This window comes from Archangium primigenium, from assembly GCF_016904885.1.
Taxonomy (GTDB): Bacteria; Myxococcota; Myxococcia; order Myxococcales; family Myxococcaceae; genus Cystobacter; species Cystobacter primigenius.
Genome location: NZ_JADWYI010000001.1, coordinates 1,477,135 through 1,499,841, shown reverse-complemented (window position 1 = coordinate 1,499,841; position 22,707 = coordinate 1,477,135). Strand labels below are relative to the sequence as shown.

Annotated in this window: 15 protein-coding genes; 8 read left to right on the top strand and 7 right to left on the bottom strand. The window is 71.7% G+C overall.

Annotation, left to right across the window (positions count from 1 at the left end; translation table 11 throughout):
• Window positions 1–2: 2 nt before the first annotated feature.
• The 4 genes from I3V78_RS06490 to I3V78_RS06475 all read right to left on the bottom strand — a co-directional run bounded on the left by I3V78_RS06490 (window position 3) and on the right by I3V78_RS06475 (window position 2,499).
• Entirely contained in the window at window positions 3–488 is a 486-nt protein-coding gene (locus tag I3V78_RS06490; protein WP_204485442.1) for a hypothetical protein, read from the bottom strand.
• Window positions 488–1,387 (bottom strand): oxygen-dependent coproporphyrinogen oxidase, encoded by a 900-nt coding sequence (gene hemF / locus I3V78_RS06485; RefSeq protein ID WP_204485441.1) that lies wholly within the window; start codon window positions 1,385–1,387, stop codon window positions 488–490. Before hemF ends, I3V78_RS06490 begins: the two co-directional genes overlap by 1 nt.
• The gene (locus tag I3V78_RS06480) at window positions 1,384–2,142 is read right to left on the bottom strand and encodes a hypothetical protein (RefSeq protein WP_204485440.1); all 759 of its coding nucleotides are present in this window, start codon (window positions 2,140–2,142) and stop codon (window positions 1,384–1,386) included. The genes hemF and I3V78_RS06480 overlap by 4 nt, the downstream gene beginning before the upstream one ends.
• Window positions 2,143–2,208: 66 nt before the next feature.
• Window positions 2,209–2,499, bottom strand: coding sequence for a DUF3467 domain-containing protein (locus I3V78_RS06475; RefSeq protein ID WP_204485439.1), 291 nt, complete (start codon window positions 2,497–2,499; stop codon window positions 2,209–2,211).
• Between the two features lie 48 nt (window positions 2,500–2,547).
• Between I3V78_RS06475 and I3V78_RS06470 the strand changes: the two genes are divergently transcribed.
• Window positions 2,548–3,366: an alpha/beta hydrolase gene (locus tag I3V78_RS06470; RefSeq protein WP_338023477.1), complete on the top strand. Its 819-nt coding sequence runs from the start codon at window positions 2,548–2,550 to the stop codon at window positions 3,364–3,366.
• 15 nt (window positions 3,367–3,381) lie between these two features.
• Here I3V78_RS06470 and I3V78_RS06465 read toward each other — a convergent pair whose 3' ends face one another.
• Window positions 3,382–6,573, bottom strand: a complete 3,192-nt coding sequence (locus I3V78_RS06465; protein ID WP_204485438.1) for a bifunctional cytochrome P450/NADPH--P450 reductase — start codon at window positions 6,571–6,573, stop codon at window positions 3,382–3,384.
• A gap of 112 nt (window positions 6,574–6,685) precedes the next feature.
• On the opposite strand from I3V78_RS06465, the gene I3V78_RS06460 reads away from it, so the two are divergent.
• From I3V78_RS06460 to I3V78_RS06445, 4 genes are read left to right on the top strand one after another with little or no spacing between them, the layout of a single operon-like run.
• Window positions 6,686–7,396 (top strand): Crp/Fnr family transcriptional regulator, encoded by a 711-nt coding sequence (locus I3V78_RS06460; protein ID WP_204485437.1) that lies wholly within the window; start codon window positions 6,686–6,688, stop codon window positions 7,394–7,396.
• 51 nt (window positions 7,397–7,447) lie between these two features.
• Entirely contained in the window at window positions 7,448–8,146 is a 699-nt protein-coding gene (locus I3V78_RS06455; RefSeq protein WP_204485436.1) for an ABC transporter ATP-binding protein, read from the top strand.
• Window positions 8,143–10,686, top strand: coding sequence for an FtsX-like permease family protein (locus I3V78_RS06450; protein ID WP_204485435.1), 2,544 nt, complete (start codon window positions 8,143–8,145; stop codon window positions 10,684–10,686). Before I3V78_RS06455 ends, I3V78_RS06450 begins: the two co-directional genes overlap by 4 nt.
• The gene (locus I3V78_RS06445; protein WP_204485434.1) at window positions 10,686–11,870 is read left to right on the top strand and encodes a lipocalin-like domain-containing protein; all 1,185 of its coding nucleotides are present in this window, start codon (window positions 10,686–10,688) and stop codon (window positions 11,868–11,870) included. The genes I3V78_RS06450 and I3V78_RS06445 overlap by 1 nt, the downstream gene beginning before the upstream one ends.
• Here I3V78_RS06445 and I3V78_RS06440 read toward each other — a convergent pair.
• Window positions 11,867–13,774: a beta propeller repeat protein gene (locus I3V78_RS06440; protein ID WP_204485433.1), complete on the bottom strand. Its 1,908-nt coding sequence runs from the start codon at window positions 13,772–13,774 to the stop codon at window positions 11,867–11,869. The genes I3V78_RS06445 and I3V78_RS06440 overlap by 4 nt on opposite strands.
• A gap of 114 nt (window positions 13,775–13,888) precedes the next feature.
• Complete coding sequence (locus tag I3V78_RS06435; protein ID WP_204485432.1) at window positions 13,889–14,983, bottom strand: glycoside hydrolase family 76 protein; 1,095 nt, start codon at window positions 14,981–14,983, stop codon at window positions 13,889–13,891.
• A gap of 121 nt (window positions 14,984–15,104) precedes the next feature.
• On the opposite strand from I3V78_RS06435, the gene I3V78_RS39050 reads away from it, so the two are divergent.
• The 3 genes from I3V78_RS39050 to I3V78_RS06415 all read left to right on the top strand — a co-directional run bounded on the left by I3V78_RS39050 (window position 15,105) and on the right by I3V78_RS06415 (window position 22,700).
• The gene (locus I3V78_RS39050) at window positions 15,105–16,382 is read left to right on the top strand and encodes a phospholipase D-like domain-containing protein (protein WP_239576324.1); all 1,278 of its coding nucleotides are present in this window, start codon (window positions 15,105–15,107) and stop codon (window positions 16,380–16,382) included.
• Between the two features lie 142 nt (window positions 16,383–16,524).
• The gene (locus I3V78_RS06420; protein WP_204485431.1) at window positions 16,525–19,500 is read left to right on the top strand and encodes a TolB family protein; all 2,976 of its coding nucleotides are present in this window, start codon (window positions 16,525–16,527) and stop codon (window positions 19,498–19,500) included.
• Between the two features lie 197 nt (window positions 19,501–19,697).
• On the top strand, window positions 19,698–22,700 hold the full coding sequence (locus I3V78_RS06415; RefSeq protein WP_204485430.1) for a hypothetical protein: 3,003 nt from the start codon (window positions 19,698–19,700) through the stop codon (window positions 22,698–22,700).
• The last annotated feature ends 7 nt before the right edge of the window (window positions 22,701–22,707 follow it).

The window sequence follows — 22,707 nt, the reverse complement described above, 5'->3', positions numbered from 1 at the left end:
GATCACTCGCCCTCGCGCTCCGCTTTGACCTCCGACGTCATGCCATTGGCGTCCAGGGTGACGCTGTACACCGACACCTGGCCGTCTCCGTCCAGGTCGCCGCGCGCGAAGCAGGTGACCTCCGCCTCGCCCAGGGGCGACTCGTGCACGCGGACCTCGTACTGGCAGCGCACGCGCTCGCCCGGCGCGAAGCCGATCTTCCCCAGGTTCTCATCCGGCACGAACGCCACCGCCTCGCCCCCGCGTGGCACCTGGGCCGGCACCGGGCCCGCCGCGAGGAACTGGCCATGCTCGTCCCGCCAGGCCTGGACGTCCCCGCACAGGCGCAGCACGTTGACCCGGGCCTCGCGCGCGAGCTCCTGGGCCACGAGCGCGGGATCCGGCCGGGACCCCGCGGCGAGGAACAGGCCGCCGCCCACGAGGCCCACCAGGGCCCCCGCGCCCGCGAGCACGCCCCAGCGCGGCCCCCGCTTGCCACCCGGGGCCATCAGACCCCCGCCCAGGCGCGGGGATGGCGGAGCACCTCGATCAGGCGCGCCTCCTCGGTCCCCGGCTGGGGGTGGTAGTCGTAGCGCCAGCGCACCCGCGGCGGCAGCGACATGAGGATGGACTCGGTGCGCCCCTTGGTCTCCAGGCCGAAGGTGGTGCCCCGGTCCCAGACGAGGTTGAACTCCACGTAGCGCCCGCGCCGCACCTCCTGCCAGTCGCGCTGGGCCTCGGTGTAGGGCGTGTCCTTGCGCCGCTCGGCGATGGGCAGGTAGGCGGGCAGGAAGGCCTGGCTCACGTCGCGCACGAAGGCGAACTCGCGCTCCAGGTCGCCGCCCATGTTCTCGAAGAAGATGCCGCCCACGCCCCGGGCCTCGTCGCGGTGGCGCAGGTGGAAGTACGTGTCGCACGCCGGCTTGAAGCGCGGGTAGTACGTGGGGTCGTGCCGGTCACACGCCTCCTTGTGCACGCGGTGGAAGTGCTCCGCGTCCGCGTCCACCAGGTAGTAGGGCGTCAGGTCCGCGCCGCCGCCGAACCACGCCTTGCCGCCCTGATGGATGAAGCGGTAGTTGGCGTGCACCGTGGGCACGTGGGGGTTGCGCGGGTGGAGCACCAGCGACAGGCCCCCGGCCCAGAACGTCCGCCCCTCGCCCTGGAGCTTGCCCGCGAAGGCCTCGTCGAGCTCGCCGAACACCACCGACGTGCTCACCCCGCCCTTCTCCAGGACGGCGCCCTCCTCCATCACCCGGCTGCGACCCCCGCCCCCGCCCGGACGCTGCCAGGGGTCCTCGCGGAAGCGCCCCTGGCCGTCCAGCCGCTCCAGCGCTCCGCAAATCTCGTCCTGCAGCGCGTGCAGGTGCGTCACCATCCGCTGCTTCAACGACTCCACGTCCACCGTCATCGGTTCTCCAGGGGGGCCACGGGCGCCTCGAATATCAGAGGAGGGACCGCGGGCGCCGTGTTCCCCGCGGCATCGAAGACCTCGAGCTGGGCCCGGTAGCTCTTGCCCTCCTCCAGGGCGAACGCCCCGCCGCAGGCGTCATGCCCCACCAGGGCCACGCCGTTCTGCAGGGGGGTCACGTAGTGCTGCGCCGCCATGTCGCCCTGCCGGTGGGACAGGGTCACCAGCACATAGGCCGGACTGTCCTCCAGCAGTGACATGCTCAACTTCACGAACCGCTCACTTCCATCCCGGGTCCGGCGCGACAGGCCCTCGCGCACCGCGGGACGCTTGAGCCAGCGCGGGCGCGCCACGTCCTGCCCCCGGCCGCTGATCCACTCCGGCGTGGAGCCACCCCCGCCGTTGAGCACCTTCACGCCGGGCAACACGTCATCCAGCCGCAGGGTGTAGGACAGGCCGGCCCTCAGGGGCCCCGCCAGCTTGAGGATGACGGTGCTGCGGCCCAGGGCGCTCGTCCAGCCGCGCTGGATGCGCACCTCCACCTCGTGCCCGCGGCCCTGCATGCGCAGGATGCGCCCGGGCAGCGTGCCCACCTTGCTGGCCAGGTCGCCCACCCCCTCGAGCAGGAAGCGCGTGTTGGTGGGAACGACCGAGCCCGGAGCCGGGAAGACGTTGACGCCCTCCGACGGACAGGCCGCGTGGACGCGCGGCACGAAGAGCCAGGAGAGGACGAGGAGCAGGACGGCGGAGCGCACGAAACCCGCGAGTGTGCGACGACCCGGGCCGAGAGGCCAGCCTTCCCGTCATTCCCGCGAACCTTCTCAATTCATGGAGGAGCCATCATCCGACATGGTGATGGGGCCATAGCGCGCCTCGTAATTGGCCACGCCGGCCTGGAGCGCCACCAGCAGGCGCTTGAGGTGCTTGGGGTTGAGGATGACGCGCGAGCGCACCTTGGCGCGCGGCTGGTGCGGGGGCACGTGGATGAAGTCCAGGGTGAACTCCGTCTCCGTGTGGTTCACGAGGGCCATGTTCACGTACTGACCGTTGGCCACATCGTCATCCAGTTGAATCTCCAGGGAGGCTTCCGGGGGTTTGGGGGCATCCGCCATGGGGGAGGCATACCGCCGCGCGGCCCGCGTGACTAGACTGGTCAGCACATGCACGCGCGGATGGATGCCCTGAAGACAGCGCCATTCGACCTGGGCTCGGGCGAGGATGCCTGTCTGCTCCTGCATGGCTTCACGGGAAGTCCCTGGGAGATCCGCCCCCTGGGCGAGGCGCTCGCGGCGCGGGGGCTGTTCGTGCGCGCCATCCAGCTGCCGGGACACTGCACCACCCCGGAGGCCCTGCTGGACGTCACCCACGAGGACTGGACCCGGGCGGCGAGCGAGGCCCTGCTGTCGCTGCGCGGCCACCGGCGCGTCTTCGTGGCGGGCCTGTCCATGGGCGCCCTGCTCTCGCTGCTGCTCGCGGCGAGCCACCCCGCGCACGTGCACGGCCTGGCGCTCATGGCCCCGGCCATCCACTTCACCGGCGCGCACATGTGGCTGCTCAAGCGGCTGCGGCGCCACGGCCTGCTCGAGCGCTTCAAGCCGTGGATCCTCAAGGAGAGCACGGACCTGTCGGACCCGGCGGCGCTCGCCGAGGCGCCCATCCTGCCCGCCTTCCCGTCCGCGCGCCTGCAGGACCTGTGGTCCTTGCAGGACCTGGCCCTGGCGGCCCTGGCCCGGGTGCGCTGCCCCACGCTCGTGGCCATGTCCCAGCAGGACCACGTGGTGGACCCCGCGGGCGGACGGCTCGTGGCCGAGGGCCTCACCGCCGCGCCCAAGGTGCGGCTGCTGTCCATGGCCACGGGCTACCACATCATGCCGAGGGACGTGGAAGCGCCCCGGCTGCTCGCGGAGATCGGCGACTTCTTCGATGGCGTGCGCCAGGAAGACGACGCCCACGCGGCCGCCGCGGCCCAGGCGCTCTGAGCCGCGGGCCGTCCGTCAGGCGAACACGTCCGCCACCAGCCGCCCCTGCTTCTCCATCTCCCCGAGCCAGTGCGCGGCCTCCTCGGGCGAGCCGTTCACCGTCTCCTGGCGGATGCGCGCCAGCGTCTCGCGCACCGCGGGCGCCATGCGCCGGCCATCCCCGCACAGGAACACCGTGGCGCCCTGGGCCAGCAGCGCCTTCACCTGCTCGCGCTCCCGCCACAGCCGGTGCTGCACGAACAGCACCTCGCCCTCCGGCTGGCGGAAGAAGGCCGGCAGCACCTTCACCACGCCCTCGCGCTCCCAGGTGGCCAGCTCCTCGCGGTAGAGGAAGTCCACGTCCGGGTGATCGCAGCCGAAGAAGAACAGCGCCGGGCCGCACGGCTCGCCGCTCGCGTGCCGCAGGGCGCGCTCCTGGATGAAGCCCCGGAAGGGCGCGAGCCCCGTGCCCGCGCCGATCATCACCACGGGCGTGGCGTTGGAGGCCGGCGGGTGGAAGGGCGCGTTGGGCGTGCGCACCGCCACGGCCACCGCGTCGCCCGGCCGCAGCCGCGCCAGGTAGCTCGAGCACGTGCCGTGGAAGCGCCCCTGGCCGCTCCAGGCCTCCGCGTCCACCACCGCCACCGTGAGCGAGCACTGGGTGGGGTCCGCCCGCGGAGAGGAGGACACCGAGTACTGGCGCACGCGCATGGCGGGCAAGAGTTCGAGGAAGTCCGCGAAGGGCAGCAGGCAGGACGCGTACTGCTCCAACAGGTCCAACACGCTCACGCGCTTGTCGAGCACCTCGGCCGTGTAGCGCGCGGGGTCCCGGGCGAGCGCGAGCAGGTGCTGGGCGTGCGGCGGGCACGGGTTCACCGCCGCGAGCCGCTCCAGGTCCTTGCGCGTGGCGGGGGCGGACAGCTCCACGTGGCGGCCCAGCAATTCCTGCACGGACACGGGGCGCTCGGTGGGCAGGGACGCCGCCATGGCCCCGCGCGTGGAGCGCAGCACCACGGCCGCGTCCGGACGCACGCCGAAGCGCCGCGCCGCGCGCTCCACGAGCGCCGGGGGGTTCTCCGGCAGCACCGCCAGGTAGTCCCCGGCCGCGTACGTCACGCCCTCGGGCAGGCGGAACGTCAGGTGGCGCTTGGAGCGGCCGAGCGGCGACGTCATGTCCACCAGCTCCCGGTTCTCCAGCAGCGTGGACATGCCGAGCTGGTTCTGCGCCACCAGCTCCAGGCTCGCCGAGGGCACCACCTCCACGTGGTAGAGCGGGCCCGCGTCCACCGTGCCCGCGCTCACCCCGAGCGCCTCGCCCACCCGGGTCCAGAAGGGCGCGTACCACTGCTCGAAGTCGCCGAAGAAGTCCCCCCGCGCGTCCGCCTCGCCCCGCGCGAGCAGCGCCTCGGCGCCGGCCGCGTGCAGCCGCTCGTCGAAGTGCGTGGGAATGGCCTGGTAGGTGGCCGCCCAGTCCCGGTTGCCGCAGCCGAACACCGCGTAGCGCACGCCGAGCAGCGAGCCCGCGGGCACGTGGGAGATCCAGGCGTGGAAGCCCCGCGCGTTGTCCGGCGGCTGGCCATTGTAGGAGGCCGTCACCAGCACCACCGCGCCCTCCTTGGGCAGCTTGCCCGTGGCCTCGTCCAGCGGCGCCACCCGGGCGGCGTACCCGCGCGCGAGCCCGTCACTCGCGATGCGCCGGGCGAAGGCCTCCGAGGCCCCCGAGTTGGAGCCGTAGAGCAGGAGCAGCGGCGTGCCGTGCGCGGCCCCGCGCCCGGGGCCCTGGGCGGGCGTCGCCGCGGGCGCGGGCGCGGCCCTCGTGGTGAGCGAGCGCGAGACGTTCTGGCGCACGCGCGCGCGGATCCTCAGGCCCTCGGGCTTGAGCGTGAGCGTCTCGCGCACGTGCAGCGCGTAGGGCGCGGGCTCGGTGACGTGGAAGCGCTGCAGGAGCATGCCCAGCACCAGCGTGGCCTCCTGGAGCGCGAACGCCCGGCCGATGCACGAGCGCTGGCCATTGCCGAACGGCTTCCACGCATGCGTGGGGATGCGGTCGCGCACCTCGGGGGCGAAGCGCTCGGGGTCGAAGCGCTCGGGGTCGCGCCACACCGCGGGGTCGCGGTGCAGCGAGGGGCTCAGCACGATGAGCATGTCCTCCGGCCCCACCGGGTAGAGGCCCCCGAGCAGCGTGTCCTCCTTGGCTTGGAGGGTGAAGGCGGGCGCGGTGGGCCACAGGCGCAGGGTCTCGCGCAAAATCTGATCGATGTAGCGCAGCTGGGTCACCTGCTCGAAGCGCGGCGTCTCCGTGCCCAGCACCCGGTCCACCTCCGCGGTGGCCTTCTCGAGCACCTCCGGGTGGCGCAGGAGGAAGTAGAGCGCGAAGGACAAGAGGCCGCTCGTGGTCTCGTGCCCCGCGATGAGGAACGTCACCAGCTGGTTGCGGATGTTGTCGTCGTCCAGGCCCTCGCCCGTGAGCGGATCCTTCGCGGTGAGCATCAGCCCGAGCAGATCCCTCGGCGCCTGCTCGGGGGGCAGCTTGCGGCGCTGGGCGATGAGCTCGCGCGTCACCTCGTGCATGTGGTGGGCGTCCGCCTTGAACTGGCGCTGGGTGCGCAGCATCAGCTGGTTCTGCAGGGGCACGCGGCGCGTGCGGGCCCCCGCCTCGGCCAGCGCGCGCACCATGGACTCGACGAAGGGGTGCTGCTCCTCGCGGTAGAAGGAATTGAAGCGGTAGCCGAAGCCACACAGCGCGATGGTGTCCAGCGTGAGCCGCGTCATGTTGTCCGGCACGTCGAGCACCTCGTCGGGGCCGAAGCGCTCCCAGCGCGTGAGCATCTGGTCCGCCACGTCGAGCATCGCGTCGTGGTAGTCGCGCATCGCCGCGGGGCCGAAGGCCGGCATCAGCAGCCGGTGCGCCTTGCCCCAGTTGGGCTCGCTCGTGTGCGCGGTGAAGAGGCCGTCCCCGGCGAACTCGCGGATCTGCGTGAGCGAGGCGCTCACCTTCTTGTCGAAGCGGCTCTCGTCGCACGCGTCGGCCACCAGCTCGTGGGAGCTGATCACCAGCACGTCGCGGCCCCCCGGCATCGACAGCCGGAAGATGGAGCCGAGCTCGCGCGCCAGCTTCATCAGGTTCTGCATGGGCGTCTCGAAGCCCAGGTCCGGCGCGTTGCCCACGATGGGACGCACACGGGGCTGAGGGATGATCACTTCGGGTGAACGCTGGGGCTTGCTCATCGCTTCTCCTGCGGGCTCGGATCCGGGGAGAATCATGGGAACGCCCCACCCAGAACTCTGTCGCCGTCGCGACAGAGTCGTCAAACAGTGCCCGGAAAGGCCGCCGTCCGACATGAAGCCCGAACGCTCGGCAATCGACTACCTGGAGCTGTTCCGCACCGGCAGCTGGTTTCGCGCCATGCCCCCGCCGCTCCAGGAGAAGCTGCTGCGCGCGGCGGGGGTCCGGACCCTCAAGGCGGGCCAGCACCTGTTCTCCCGGGGAGACGCGCCCAACGGCCTGCACGGCATGGTGGACGGGGCGCTGCAACTGCGCAGCGTGGGGCCCTCGGGCAAGGAGGCCCTGCTCCTGCTGTTGGAGCCGCCCTCGTGGAGCGGGGAGATCTCCCTGTTCGACAACCTGCCCCGCACGCATGACGCCATCGCGGACGGGCCCTGTGTCGTCGTGCACGTGCCGAAGCCCGCGCTGGACACGCTGCTCCAGCAGGAGCCCGCCTATTGGTTCGAGTTCGGCCGGCTCATGGCCCAGCAGATGCGCACGGTGCTCCTGGGAGTGGACGAGACGGCGCTCCTGCCCGTGTCCATCCGGCTCTCCCGACGCCTGCTACACATCCTCCAGAACTACGGGGACCGGCACGGCCCCGGCAGCCGGGTCATCGGGGTGAGCCAGGAGCAGCTCGCGATGATGCTCGGCATCTCCCGGCAGACGACCAACCAGCTCCTCAAGAACCTGGAGGCCCAGGGAGCCATCCAGCTGCGCTACGGGGAGATCGAGATCCTCGACGTGGAGAAGCTGCGCGCGCTGAGCACGCCCCCGGAGGCCTGAATCCCACACGGCGCGTGCATGCGGCGGGCATCCGCGTTAGCACTTCCCGGAATGTCCGCCTCCGCCCCCGTCGTCGAGCTCCACGAGGTCTCCAAGTCCTACGCCGAGGGTGATGCCGTGCGCGAGGTGCTCGCGGGCACGAACCTCACCCTGCGCGAGGGAGAATTCACCGTGCTGCTCGGCCGAAGTGGCTCGGGCAAGTCCACCCTGCTCAACCTCATCAGCGGCATCGACTCGCCCACGCGCGGCACGGTGAAGGTGGCGGGGCGGGACCTGGGCGGCATGAGCGAGCACGCGCGCACGCTGCTGCGCCGTGAGCGCGTCGGCTTCATCTTCCAGGCCTTCAACCTGCTGCCCACGCTCACGGTGGAGGAGAACATCCTCCTGCCCTTGGAGCTCACGGGGCGCACGGGCCCGGACGCGCGCGAGCGGGTGCGCGCGCTCTTGACCACGGTGGGCCTGGACACCCGCGCCGCGAGCTTCCCGGACCGGCTGTCCGGCGGCGAGCAGCAGCGCGTGGCGGTGGCGCGCGCGCTCGCCCATGCCCCGCCCCTGCTGCTGGCGGACGAGCCCACGGGCAACCTCGACGAGGTCACGGGGCGCAAGGTGTTGGACCTCCTGGAGGACCTCACGCGCCGCGAGCGGGTGTGCGCGCTCATCGTCACCCATGATCCGGGCCTGATGGCGCGCGCCCACCGGGTGCTGCGGCTGGAGGCGGGGCGGCTCGTGGAGCAGGCGGTGCGCCCGTGAGCCGGCGGCTGCTCGCGCGCGCGAGCCTGCGCCACCTGGGCGCCCACCCGTGGCTCACCGCGCTGTCGCTGTTGGGCATCGCGCTGGGCGTGGCGGTGGTGGTGTCCATCGACCTGGCCAACGCGAGCGCGCTCCGGGCCTTCGAGCGCTCCACGGACACGGTGACGGGCCGGGCCACGCACCAGCTCATCGGCGGCCCCACGGGACTGCCCGAGTCGGTGTACCGCGACCTGCGGCTGCGGCCCGACGCCCCCGTGGCCGCGCCCGTGCTGGAGGGCAGCGTGCGCGCGCTTGGCGGGGACCGGCGCTCGCTCACGGTGCTGGGCGTGGATCCGCTCGCCGAGGCGCCCTTCCGCGCCTACGTGCCCCAGTCCCAGGCCCAGGTGGACCTGGGCGCCTTCCTCACCGAGCCCGGCGCCACCCTGCTCACCCAACGCACCGCGCGGGCCCTCGAGGTGAAGGCCGGCGACGCGCTGGAGGTGAGCGTGGAGGGCGTGGCGAAGCGGCTGCGGGTGCTCGCCGTGCTGGAGCCCGGGGACGAGGGCACCGCGCGGGCCATGGAGGGCCTCATCCTCACGGACGTGTCCACCGCGCAGGAACTGCTCGGACAGGAGGGGCGCCTCACGCGCATCGACCTCCTCCTGCCGGAGGCCACGGCCGAGGCCACGCTCGCGGGCCTCCGGCTGCCCGAGGGCGTGGAGGTCGCCCGCGCCCAGGCGCGGGGCAACGCCGTGGCGCAGATGACCCGCGCGTTTCGCACCAACCTCACGGCCTTGTCGCTGCTGGCGCTCGTGGTGGGCACCTTCCTCATCTACAACACCATGACGTTCTCCGTGGTGCAGCGGCGCGAGCAGCTCGGTCGACTGCGCGCGCTCGGCGTCACCCGGGGCGAGCTGTTCACGCTGGTGCTCGGCGAGGCCGGCGTGCTGGGCCTGGTGGGCACCGTGGGCGGCCTGCTCTTGGGCATCCTGCTCGGGCGGGGCCTGGTGGTGCTCGTCACCCAGACGATCAACGACCTCTACATGGCCGTGAGCGTGCGCGGGCTCGCCCTGGAGCCCTTCACCCTGGGCAAGGGGCTGCTGCTCGGCCTGGGCGCCACGCTCGCCGCCGCGTTGCGGCCCGCGTGGGAGGCGGCCCGCTCCGCCCCCGCCATCACCCTGCGCCGCTCCACCCTGGAGGACGTGACGCGCGGCCGGGCGCCCCGCCTCGCGCTCGCGGGCGGGCTCGTGCTGCTCGTCGGCACGGGCTTGTTGCTGCTGCCCACGCCCGAGCTGCTTCCCGCCTACGCGGGCCTCTTCTCCGTGTTGCTCGGCGCGTCGCTCCTGGTGCCCGGGCTCACGGCGCTCCTGGCCCACGGCGCGGCCGGGCCGCTGGGCCGGGCCTTCGGGCTGCTCGGGCGCATGGCGGCGCGGGGCGTGACGGCGAGCCTGAGCCGCACCGCCGTGGCGCTCGCGGCGCTGATGGTGGCGGTGGCCACCACCGTGGGCGTGGGGCTGATGGTGACGAGCTTCCGGGGCACGGTGGCGGACTGGCTCGGCTCGTCGCTCATGGCGGACGTGTACGTGTCCCCGCCCTCGCTCGTGGCCCGGCGCGGGGGCGCGGCCTTCCTGCCCGGCCTGGCCGAGCGCGTGCGCGACACCCCGGGCGTGGCCAGCAGCAGCACGCTGCGCTCGGCCCAGGTGCGCGTGGGCGGCATCCTCACGGACGTGCGCGCGGTGGACTTCGGGGGCACGACGGCGCGGCCCTACCGCTTCAAGGCGGGCGACCCCGCCACCGTGTGGAAGGAATTGGACGCACCCGACGCCGTCATCGTCTCCGAGCCCTTCTCCTTCCATCGCCGCGTGGGTGTGGGGGGCCGGGTGGAGCTGGCCACGGACAAAGGCCCCGCGTCCTTCCGGGTGGTGGGCGTGTACTACGACTATGGCTCGGACGCGGGCACGGTGCTGATGACGCGCGCCACGTGGCTCGCGCACTTCGAGGACGGGCGCGTGAGTGGCGTGGCCCTGTACGCCGCGCCGGGCGAGGACGTGGATGCGCTGATCGCCCGGGTGCGCGAGCGCGTCGCGGGCGAGCAGGAGCTCACCCTGCGCTCCAACCGCGCGCTGCTCGCCACGAGCCTGGAGGTGTTCGATCGCACCTTCACCATCACCCACGTGCTGCGGCTGCTCGCCATCGGCGTGGCCTTCGTGGGCGTGCTCAGCGCGCTCATGGCCCTGCAGCTCGAGCGCGCCCGGGAGTTCGCCGTGCTGCGCGCCACCGGGCTCACCCCGCGCCAGCTCTGGGCGCTCGTGTCCTTGCAGACGGGCCTGCTCGGGGTGCTCGCGGGCCTGTTCGCGCTGCCCCTGGGCGTGGCGCTCGCGTACGTGCTCGTGCACGTCATCAACCAGCGCTCCTTCGGCTGGTCCTTGCAGTTGGTGGTCGCCCCCGAGGTGCTGCTCCAGGCGCTGGGCCTCGCCCTGCTGGCCGCGGCGCTCGCGGGCCTGTACCCGTCCTGGAAGATGTCGCGCGCCAACCCCGCGCGGGCGTTGAGGGAGGAGTGATGCGACAAGGCCTCGGTCTGATTCTCGGCGTGGGGATGGTGCTCGGCGCGCTCGGCGCGGGCGCCGCCTGGGTGACGCGGGAGGCCGCCCCGCCCCCCGCTCCGGCCCCGACGATGACGGTGGCGGACGCGCTCGGCGACCCCGCGCTCGCGCTGGAAGGCTACGCGCGCGCCCTCGGGCCCCGGACGTTCCACTTCCCCGAGGACCACGGCCCCCACCCGGACTTCCGCACCGAGTGGTGGTACTGGACGGGCCACCTGGCCACGGCGGACGGCCACGGCTTCGGCTACCAGTTCACCCTGTTCCGCACCGCGCTGGCCCCCGGCGCGCCCCAGGGAAGCTCCGCGTGGAGCGCGCGGCAGATCTACATGGGGCACCTGACGCTGTCGGACCTCGCCACCGGGCGCTTTCACGCCTTCGAGCGCTTCAGCCGGAGCGCCCTGGGGCTCGCGGGCGCGCGGGCCGAGCCCTTCCGGGTGTGGCTGGAGGACTGGAGCGCGGAGGCCGTGGGCGAGGGCACCCCGCCCCTGCGGCTCACCGCACGGCGTGGGGACATCGCGCTGTCGCTCGTGCTGGAGCCGGGCAAGCCGCCCGTGCTTCAGGGCGACCGGGGGTTGAGCCAGAAGGGCGCCAGGCCGGGCCAGGCCTCCTACTACTACTCGCTCACCCGCATGCCCACGCACGGACAGGTGACGGTGGAGGGCCGCGCGTACGACGTCACCGGCGAGAGCTGGATGGACCGCGAGTGGAGCACGTCGTCGCTCGGCCGGGAGCAGGTGGGCTGGGACTGGTTCTCGCTCCAGCTCTCGGACGGGAGCGAGCTCATGTACTACCAACTGCGCCACCGGGACGGCACGGTGGACCCCTTCACCGCGGGCACCTATGTCCCCGCCCGGGGCGAGCCCGTGCACCTGACCCGGGAGGACGTGCGCCTGGAGGTGAAGGGCACGTGGAAGAGTCCGCGCAGCGCGGTGGAGTACCCCGCGCGCTGGCGGCTCGAGGTGCCCGCCCAGGGGCTGGCCCTCGACGTCGTGCCCGCGCTCGCCGACCAGGAGCTGCCGGTGAGCGTGCGCTACTGGGAGGGCGCGGTGGGCCTCACGGGCACGCACGGCGGCGCGCCCGTGAAGGGCCAGGGCTACGTGGAGCTGACGGGCTACGGCGACACGCCGCTGCGCGAGCGCTAGTCGCGGCGCATGAGGACGGTCCCCTGGCCCCCGGCGAACAGGTGATCTTCCGCGCCCCAGACGCCGAGCAGACTCTGGCGGGTGCCGCTCGGCACCCGGGTCCACGCCTGCCCGTCCCAATGGGCGATGACCCCCAGCTCGCCCACGGCCCAGAGGTCCGTGGGGCTCCGCCCGAAGAAGGCGGTCACGAAGAGGGGCTCCGCCGTGTCCACGCGGCGCACCCGCTGCCCGTCCCAATGCCAGAGGGAGCGGTCCAGACCCGCGACCCACACGTCCTCCGGACCGAATGCCCAGACGGCCCGGAGGTCGGGGCCCTCGAAGCCGTGGTCCACCCAGCGCTGGCCGTTCCAGTGGAACAGCGCTCCGGAGTCGCCCACGGCCCAGACATCGTCCTCGCTGGAGCCGTGCACGGCCTGGAGCCTCCGGTCGAGCTTCAGGACCTCGCTCCAGGACTGTCCATTCCAGCGCAGGACGGTTCCCAGGTCCTTCAGGGCCCAGGCCGCGTGGGCGTGGTGCGCCCAGACCTTCCGGACAATCCCCTCCCACGCACCGGGCACGGAGGTCTGGGTCCACTGCTGCCCGTCGAAGCGCGCGAGCACGGGCGTGGAGTTGGGGGCACGTCCCGCCACCCAGACATCCGTGGGCGAGCTGCCCGAGATCGCTTGCATGGACATCCACGGCGTCCCCGGCACCACGCTCCACTCGACGCCATCCCACCGAAGCACCGTGCCATCGTCGCGCGCGACCCAGGCCTCCGTCGGCGAGTGGGCCCAGACGCCCACCACGGTCGGCGAGAGGATCCGTCCCTCGGCGGACGCCTGGATGGCCCACTGGTCGTTGCCCTGGTAGCGCATGAAGGCGCCCGCGGTGCCCACGGCGAGCACGGGGCCCTGACTCCCGAGCGCGATGGCGTTGAACGAGCGCGTGCGATCGGAGTCATACGCCTGGCGCCGCAGCGTCTCGCCGTCGAGCCGCCACAGCAGGTCTCCCGCCACCCAGAGCTGCCCGGGCACCCGGCCCCGCACCCGGCCAAAGAAGTCGTTCGAGCTCGTGCCCGGTACCTGGTGCCAGGCCGTTCCCGTCCAATGCCGGAGCAGACCGCGGGCGCCCGCCACCCAGACATCGTCGGGGCCAAAGCCCCAGAGGCTCCACGGCTGGGACGTCGTGGACAACACGGTGGACCAGGTCTGGCCATTCCAGCGCCGGACCAGGTTCGGCGCATCCTCCCCGGGCGGAAACACCAGGGTCCACACGTCCGAGCCGCCGCTCGCCCAGAGGGAGTAGATCGCCCCGTCCGTTCCGCTCGACAGCTCGTGCCAGCGCACCCCGTCCCAGTGCAGCAGGGTGCCCGCGCTCCCGCCCGCCCACACGTTGTCCGGACCCGTGCCGAACACGGTGTACAGGTGCGCGCCGCCCGTGCGCACCTGCGTCCAGACGAACCCATTCCAGTGGACGATGGTGCCCTCCAGGCCCACCGCCCACGCATCCGTGGGGCCCGAGCCCCAGACGGCGAACAGGGGATGGGACGTGCCGCTGGGCAGGTAGCGCCAGTCCTGTCCCCACCAATGCAGCACGAAGCCCGGGGCGCCCACCGCCAGTGCGTTCGTGTCGCCCAGCGCCCACGCATCCACCAGGGTGTCCGTGGGCAGGCGGGGGCTCGTCCAGCACCAGCCTCCGGCGCTACAGACGTCGGCGGGGGGAACGAACACCTCGCCACACGCGGCCACGAGCCCCGGGCAGGGCGCCTCGCCCGGCGTCTTCCGGGCCGGGTCCACGACGGCTTCCGGGCGCGCGAGCGCGGGAGGGGTACGGGCCTCGGGGGTCTGCTCCCCGTGGCAGTGGGGCAACAACGTCAGGACGGCGAGCACGCCCGCCAGTCGCCAGGGCTTCGTCACGATGCGCATCACGGTCTCCTCCAAGCTCATCGGAGGAGAAGCACGGCGCCCACCCCGGGCATGTGAAGCGCGTCACACCGGGCCTCGGCGCGTCCAACGGAGGACACGCCGAGGCGGGCGTGCTCAGTACGGAATCTGCGAGACGGCCAGGCCGGGAGAGGACTCCCAGGACGTGACGTAGTTGTCCGGGGTGCGCCGCCACCACTGGCCCCACATCAGGCCGGAGGAGTTGCGGTAGGACCAGGCGGTGTTGGAGTTGTTGGCCAGCCACGTCTTGATGCCCGAGTCGTTGGCCGCGCCGGCCCACCGGCTCGCCCAGCGCACGAACACGCCCTTGAAGCCGGCGGTGTCGCCGCTGCCGCCGTTGGCGTCGTACTCGTCGTTGAGGATGTCGGCGATGTGCTGGCCGGTGAGGTTGCTCCGGGTCCACCGCACCGCCTGTCCGCCCACGTCGCGGTAGCTCGTATTGCCCGTGGCCTGGTAGAGCAGCGCCGAGGCGCCCGCGAAGGTGCCCTGGTTGTAGGTGAAGGCCCACCAGACCTTGGTGCCGTTGGCCTGGATGTGGTCGGCCACCTGGCCCGTGGAGGAATTGACCAGCGTGGCGCGCAGCCAGTTGTAGATCTGATCCGCCTGCGCCCGGTAGCCGGTGTTCACCGTGTTGCGCGCGAGCAGCATCGCCGCGATGGTGGCCGGACCGTTCACGCACGCGTTCTTGGTCTGGTTGTCCGTGCGCCACCACAGGCCGCCGCCCAGCTTGCTGTCCCAGGCCCGGTCCCAGACCTTGTTGAACTGCCACTGCGCCTGGTCCAGGAACGGACGGTGGCCGGTGATCTCATAGCCCCGCGTCAGGGCGATGACCGCCCACATGACGTCGTCGTTGTACTCGTTCCACGAGGCGAAGTCCGTGGTGCCACTGACCACGTTGTTCAGGCCGTTGAGCAGGGAGAAGACCAGGTCGCGGTGGCCCGCGCTGCGCGTGCGATCAAAGGCGTCCTCGGCCGCCTCGATCTGCTCGCAGACACGCCAGAAGTCGAACCGGGTCGGCACCCTGCGGGCCGTGTCGAGCACGTAATAGCCGTTGCCGTTGTTCGCGACGTAGAAGGCGTTGTTGTAGGAGCTGAACGCTAGGTCCTTCTCCGCCGGCGTGAGCGCGAAGGCGCTCGGCGCGGACGCCACGACCACGGCGGCCACCACGCCATTCAAGAATCGCGAGTTCATGTAGGCTTCCTCCTGGGAAGTCAGGACCTCCTATTCTGGAGGCGAATACCAACTAAACCACTTTTCCAGGAAATAAAAGGAAAAGTGAACCACGGGTCGCGAGGGTGCACACATGGAGCGGATGAATCGACGGGAGCGGGCGCGGCGGGTGCTCGTGGGCATGGGCGGAGCGCTCGTGCTCGCCTGTGGCGTGGAGGAGGCGGGTGGCCCGCTCGACGCACCGGTCCAAGTCCGCCAGGCGGCGAGCACCTGTGAGACGCGGGCCCTGTCCGGCGGCGTGCGGACGATCCTCCACTTCAACAACCCGCTCGCGCCCTGCGTGGCCGCCGGGGACGGGACGCGAGACCTCACCCTGCGCAACGAGCTCGTGCGCCTCATCGACAACGTGCCCGCGGGCTCGTACATCCGGGGCACGTGGTACGCGCTGGCGGACGCCGAGTCGGCCATCCCCGCCGCGCTCGTGCGGGCCCAGAAGCGCGGCGCCGTCGTGCAGGTGAGCATCGACGGGGGCGCGGGCGTTCCCGCCGCGGGCAGCGCCGCGCGCGCCCAGCTCGACCAGCTCACCCAGAAGAAGGTCTGCCCCACCTCCACGGGCTGCATCAGCTCCAACGGCGGCGCCGCGCACACCAAGGCGTGGACCTTCAGTCGCACCACCTACCCGGGCGAGACGGCCACCACGACGTACGTGGTCTGGGTGGGCTCGTACAACATGACCAACGGGCCGGACGGCAACGCGGGCTTCAACAACTCCGCCACGCTCTACGGCAACCAGGACCTCTACAACTTCATGCGGGACTACCTGGAGAACATGTATGCCATGAGCCCGCGCTACTCGGACTACTACAACACCGACCTGTCCCCGGCGCGCGGCTTCTACATGGACGCCTCGGCGAGTGTGTATGCCTCACCCGAGCTCACCAGCGATCTCGTGGTCCAGCGCATCGACGCGGACGTGTGGACGCCGTCCGCGGGCTGCGTGGTGCGTGTCATCAACCCGCACTTCACCTACGAGCGCCGCGCGGTGACGCAGCAGTTGGCCAAGATGAAGAGTGGCGGCTGCGACGTGGCCATCATCGGCAACCACGTGGAGCAGACGGAGTACGACCGGCTCAAGGCCGCGGGCATCCCCCTCAAGGCGCTGAAGATCTCCGGCACGGATCGCGTGCACGACAAGCTCATCGCCATCTCCGCGAAGAAGGCGGGCACTTCGTCCTGGGCGTACCGGGTCTACACCGGCTCGCACAACTTCAGCCCGGGCAGCCTCACCGGCGGCGACGACCTCTTCGTGCGCCTGGGCGAGGAGAGCGGCACGAGCCACCCGATGTACGACGCCGTGCTCGCGCACTTCGACGACGGGTGGAAGAGCCCTTACGCGGTGACGCTCACCGGCGCGAACTGAGCGCCGCGCGTCCTGTCTGGTGTTGCCCTGGAGGCAACTCGCCTCGTGAAGACAGCCATGTCACTCCCGGAACGTAGGGTGTCCGTTCCGGGCCAGGGTTTTCCGGGCCGTGGTGGACGGACCCGCTCCCGGTGGACAAGGCGTGATGATGACGATGGGCTTCAAGACATCCAGGGGTTGGGCCGCGAGCATGCTCGTGGCGTGTGTTCTCTCGGGCTGTGGGCATGACACGCCCCCGCCCCCCGCCGCGCCCGTGGAGGCAGGCGCGCCTCAGGCCCCCTTCGACGTGCAGAAGATCATGGACCGGGTGCACTTCACCTTCCGCGCCGACGGCTCGGCCTGGCGGGCCAGCCATGACACCTACGCGGTGCGCGCGGATGTGCGCGGCCTGAGCTTCACGCCCTACCACCATCCGCGCACGGCGGAGCCCGCGGAGCACGCTCGGGGGGCCGCGACGGCGGCCGTGGAAGGCACGCCGCTGCACCTGGGCGCGGCCCGGGTGAGCCGGGGCGGCGAGGTGCTCTCCGGCCTGGCGGGCCAGGGCTTCGTGGAGGAGTCGGGCGAGCTGCGCATCTCGCGCGGCGCGGTGGTGGAGCACCTGCGCAACGGAGCGGACGGCGTCGAGCAGAGCTGGCACTTCGCGCGGCGGCCCGCGGGCACGGACGCGCTCGAGGTCCGCGTCCCCGTGGAGGGCGGGCGGTTCCTCGGCGAGACGGACGGCGGCCTGCACTTCGCCGAGGGCAGCACGGGCCCGGGCGTGCGCTATGGCCATGGCACCTGGGTGGACGCGCGCGGTGAGCGCACCCCCGTGCCCGCCCGCTTCGAGGGCGACGCCATCGTGCTGCGTGTCCCCGCGTCCGTCGTGGACGCCTCCGCCTATCCCACGGTGCTCGACCCCATCGTCTCCCCAGAGTTCGGCATGGACACGCCGGTCACGGGAATCGCGTGGAACTCCCAGGACAACCCCACCGTGGCCCACGATGGGACGAACTACTTCGTCGTCTGGCGGGACGGCCGCCACATCTCGAATACGCTCTACGGCGTGCGGGTGAACAGCGCGGGCACCCTGCTGGACCCGGTGGGCATCCGCCTGTCCCCCACCTCCGACGGCATGTCCTCCCCCACCGTGGCCCACGACGGGACGAACTTCCTCGTCGTCTGGGTCAACAACGCGTTCACCCTGCGTGGCACCCGGGTGAGCGGCGCGGGCACGGTGCTCGACCCCACGGGCATCGCCATCTCCACGACCACCAGCCTCAAGTACGCGCCCGCTCTCGCCCATGACGGCACGAACTTCCTCGTCGTCTGGCAGGACCACCGCAACAACAACGCCGACATCTATGGCGCGCGGGTGGATGGCTCGGGCGCGGTGCTGGACCCCTCGGGCATTCCCATCTCCACCGCCGCCAGTGACCAGATGGCCCCCGCGGTGGCCCACAACGGCACGAACTTCCTCGTCGTCTGGCAGGACGCGCGCAGCGGCGTCTTCGACATCTACGGCGCGCGGGTGAACGGCGCGGGCACGGTGCTCAACACCAACGGCATCCTCATCTCCGTGGCCGTCGGGGCGCAGGAGCGTCCCTCGGTGGCCTACAACGGCTCGGACTTCGTGGTGGTCTGGGAGGACGCGCGCCATGGCAACGCCGACATCTATGGCGCGCGGGTGAGCGCCACGGGCGTGGTGCGCAACCCCAGCGGCATTGCCCTCGACGTCAGCAGCGGCCCCCAGCGTCGGCCCCGCGTGGCCCGTGTGGGCACGGACTGCGTCGTGGTGTGGCAGGACTTCCTGTTCTACACCATCTCCGGGGCCCGGTTGAGCAACACGGGCACCGTGCTCAACTCGAGCACGCTGAACCTTGGCACCTTCTTCAGTTTCATGAACGATGTCGCGCTGGCCAGCGATGGAACGAACCTCCTGGCCGTGTGGAGCAGCTACGGCATCGCCAACGGCACCGACATCATGGCCACGCGGGTGACCGGGCTGGGTGTGCCGCTGGACACCCCCGCCCTGCCGCTGTCCAAGGCCGCCAACACGCAGGAGGCCCCCGTGTTGGCCCACGATGGGACGAACTTCCTCGTCGTCTGGCAGGATGACCGCCACACCGGCTCGGACATCTACGCCACCCGCGTGAGTGAGACGGGCACGGTGCTCGACCCGAGCGGCCTGCGCCTCTCGACCGTCAGCAATGCCTACGCCATGTTCCCCGCCGTGGCGAACGACGGCACGAACTTCCTGGTCGTCTGGCAGGAGTACTACGGCGGCACGTCCCAGGGCATCCGGGGCGCGCGGGTGAGCGCCACGGGCAGCGTGGTGGACACCACGCCCATCGACCTCGCCAGCCAGGACGCGAACCTGACGTATCCCGCCGTGGCCCACGACGGGGCGAACTTCCTGGTCGTCTGGGAGGATGGCCGCAACGGGCAAGACAACATCTACGGCACGCGCGTGAGTGGCGCGGGCGCGGTGCTCGACACGAGCGGCATCGCCCTCTCCACCGCGACCGGCCTCAAGCGCAGGCCCCAGGTCGCCCACAACGGCACCAACTTCCTGGTCGTCTGGCAGGACGGTCGCAACGCGGACAACGACATCTACGCGGCCCGGGTGAGCAGCACGGGCACGGTGCTCGACACGAGCGGCATCGCCCTCTCCACCGCCACGGGCCCCCAGGAGTACCCCGCCCTCACCCACAACGGGATGCACTTCCTGGTGGTGTGGGAGGACTCGCGCGTGGGCCGCCCGGAGATCTACGGGGCCCGGGTGGACAGCACGGGCACGGTGCTCGACACGAGCGGCATCGCCCTCTCCCCCCTCACGATGCCCACCCCGGACTTCAAGTCCAGCCCCACGGTGACCCATGACGGGGACAGCTTCCTCGTGGCCTGGGAGGACCACCGCACGGGCCAGTACCTGAGCGACATCTATGGGGCGCGGGTGAGCAATACCGGCACGCTGATGGACCCCCAGGGCTTCGCCATCGCGGCCGGGCCGCTCGGGGAGAGTTCGCCCGCGCTGACCTCCATGGGCGGACAGAACTCGCTCGTGGTCTACCGGAGCACCGACCTCTCGGCGACCACGAACAGCGAGCGCATCAAGGCGCGCATCGTCCAGACGCCGTGACGCGCGCCGGAGCGCGCTGAGCACCGCGTGCCCTGTCTGGTGTTGCCCCGGAGGCAACGCATCGGTTGTTGCCTCCGGGTCGACTTGCGGGGAGAAGACAGACATGTCACTCCCGGAACGTAGGGTGTCCGTTCCGGGCCAGGGTGTTCCGGGCCGTGGTGGACGGACCCGTTCCCGGCGGACAAGACATCATGACGATGGGTTTCAAGACATACATGGGTTGGGCCGCGAGCATGCTCGTGGCCTGTGTTCTCTCGGGCTGTGGGCATGACACGCCCCCGCCGCCCGCCGCGCCCGTGGAGGCCGGCGCGCCGCAAGTCCCCTTCGACGTGCAGGCGCTCATGGACCGGGTGCACTTCGCCTTCCGCGCCGAGGGCTCGGCCTGGCGGGCCAGCCATGACACCTACGCGGTCCGCGCGGACGCGCTCGGCCTGAGCTTCACGCCCTACCACCACCCGACGTCATCACCCGAGCAGGCGGAGCGCCCGCGCGCGGCCCGGTCGGCCCCCGTGGAGGGAGCGCCCGTGCACCTGGGCGCGGCGCGGGTGAGCCGGGGCGGCACGGTGCTCTCGGGGCTCGCCAGCCAGGGCATCGTGGAGGAGTCGGGCGCGCTGCGCATCCCGCGCGGCGAGGTGGTGGAGCACCTGCACAACGGCGCGGATGGCGTCGAGCAGAGCTGGCGCTTCGAGCGGCGGCCCGTGGGCACGGACGCGCTCGAGGTCCGCGTCCCCGTGGAGGGTGGGCGCTTCCTGGGCGAGACGGACGGCGGCCTGCACTTCGCCGAGGGCGCCACCGGCCTGGGCGTGCGCTATGGCCATGGCACCTGGGTGGACGCGCGCGGTGAGCGCACCCCCGTGCCCGCCCGCTTCGAGGGGGATGCCATCGTGCTGCGCGTCCCCGCGGCCGTGGTGGAGGCCTCCGCCTATCCCGCGGTGCTCGACCCCATCGTCTCGCCCGAGTTCGGCATGGACACGCCGGTCACGGGATTCGCGGGGCGCTACCAGTCCAGTCCCGCCATCGCCCATGATGGCACGAACTACTTCGTCGTCTGGCGGGACGGCCGCCATTCGGCGAACGACATCTACGGCGCGCGGGTGAACAGCGCCGGGACCCTGCTGGACCCGGTGGGCGTGCTGCTCTCCGGCGCCCCCAGCGACAGTGACCTTCCCGCCGTGGCCCACGACGGGACGAACTTCCTCGTCGTCTGGACGCACTTGTTTCAAGGCACGGCCACGCTGCGTGGCACCCGGGTGAGCAGCGCCGGCATGGTGCTCGACCCCGCGGGTATCGACCTCTCCACCACCGCCCACGTCGGCTCCGCGCCGGCCCTCGCCCATGATGGCACGAACTTCCTCGTCGTCTGGCAGGACACGCGCAACAGCAGCCAGGACATCTATGGCGCGCGGGTCAACGGCGCGGGCACGGTGCTGGACCCCTCGGGCATTCCCATCTCCACCGCCGTCAACGATCAGATGGCCCCCGCGGTGGCCCACAACGGCACGAACTTCCTGGTCGTCTGGCAGGACGCGCGCACCGGCGTTTTCGACATCTACGGCGCGCGGGTGAACGGCGCGGGCACGGTGCTCAACGCCAACGGCATCCTCATCTCCGTGGCCGCCGGGGCGCAGGAGCGTCCCTCGGTGGCCTACAACGGCTCGGACTTCGTGGTGGTCTGGGAGGACTCGCGCGGCGGCAACGCCGACATCTACGGCGCGCGGGTGAGCGCCACGGGCGTGGTGCGCAACCCCAGCGGCATTCCCATCAGCGTCAACGGCAACAACCAGCGTCGGCCCCGCGTGGCCCGCGCGGGCACGGACAGCGTGGTGGTGTGGCAGGACCACCCGGCCTACAAGGTCTACGGTGCCCGGTTGAGCAACACGGGCACCGTGCTCAACTCCAGCGACCTGCTCATCGCTTCCTACTCCCACTTCTACTTCGAGGTCACGCTGGCCAGCGATGGGACGAACCTCCTGGCGGCCTGGAGCACCTTCTCCGCGGGACACGCCAACGCCAAGATCGTGGCCACGCGGGTGACCGGGCTGGGTGCGCCGCTGGACACGCCCGCCCTGCTCATCTCCCGGTCCAGCAACATGCAGGAGACCCCCGTGGTGGCGCACGATGGGAGGAACTTCCTGGTCGCCTGGACGGATGACCGCCACACCGGCTCGGACATCTACGCGACCCGGGTGAGCGAGACGGGCACGGTGCTCGATCCGAGCGGTCTGCGCCTCTCGGCCGCCAGCAACGTCTACGCCATGTTCCCCTCCGTGGCGCACGACGGCACGAACTTCCTGGTCGTCTGGCAGGAGTCCTACGGCCTGTCCTATGGCATCCGGGGCGCGCGGGTGGGCTCCACGGGCAGCGTGGTGGACACCACGCCCATCGACCTCTTCACCCAGAGCGGGCACCTGGGGCGCCCCGCGGTGGCGCACGACGGCAGCAACTTCCTGGTCGTCTGGGAGGATGGCCGCAACTCGGCCATCGACTACGACACCTACGGCACGCGCGTGAGTGGCGCGGGCACGGTGCTCGACACGGGCGGCATCGCCATCGCCACCGGGACGGGCTACAAGCGCTTCCCCAAGGTCGCCCACAACGGCACCAACTTCCTGGTCGTCTGGCAGGACGACCGCAACACCGTCAGCAACAGCGCCGTGAACAACGACATCTATGGGGCGCGGGTGAGCGGCACGGGCACGGTGCTCGACCCGAGTGGCATCGCCATCAGCACCGCCCCAGGCGTCCAGTCGCACCCCGCCCTCACCCACAACGGGCTGCACTTCCTGGTGGTGTGGGAGGACAGCCGCGCGGGCCGGTTCTCGATCCACGGCGCCCGGGTGGACAGCACGGGCACGGTGGTCGACCCGAGCAGCATCGCCATCGCCACCGTCCCGGTGCCCACCTCCCAGGACTACAAGTACAGCCCCACCGTGACGCATGACGGGGACAGCTTCCTGGTCGCCTGGGAGGACCACCGCACGGGCCTGTACCTGCACGACATCTACGGGATCCGGGTGAGCGACACCGGCACGCTGCTGGACGCGCAGAGCTTCGCACTCACGACCGAGTCGCGCGGGGAGCGAGAGCCCGCGCTGGTCTCCATGGGCGGACAGAGCTCGCTCCTGGTCTACCGGAGCGCGGACCTCTCCGCGACCACGAACAGCGATCGCATCAAGGCGCGCATCATCCAGACGCCCTGAGCCTCCG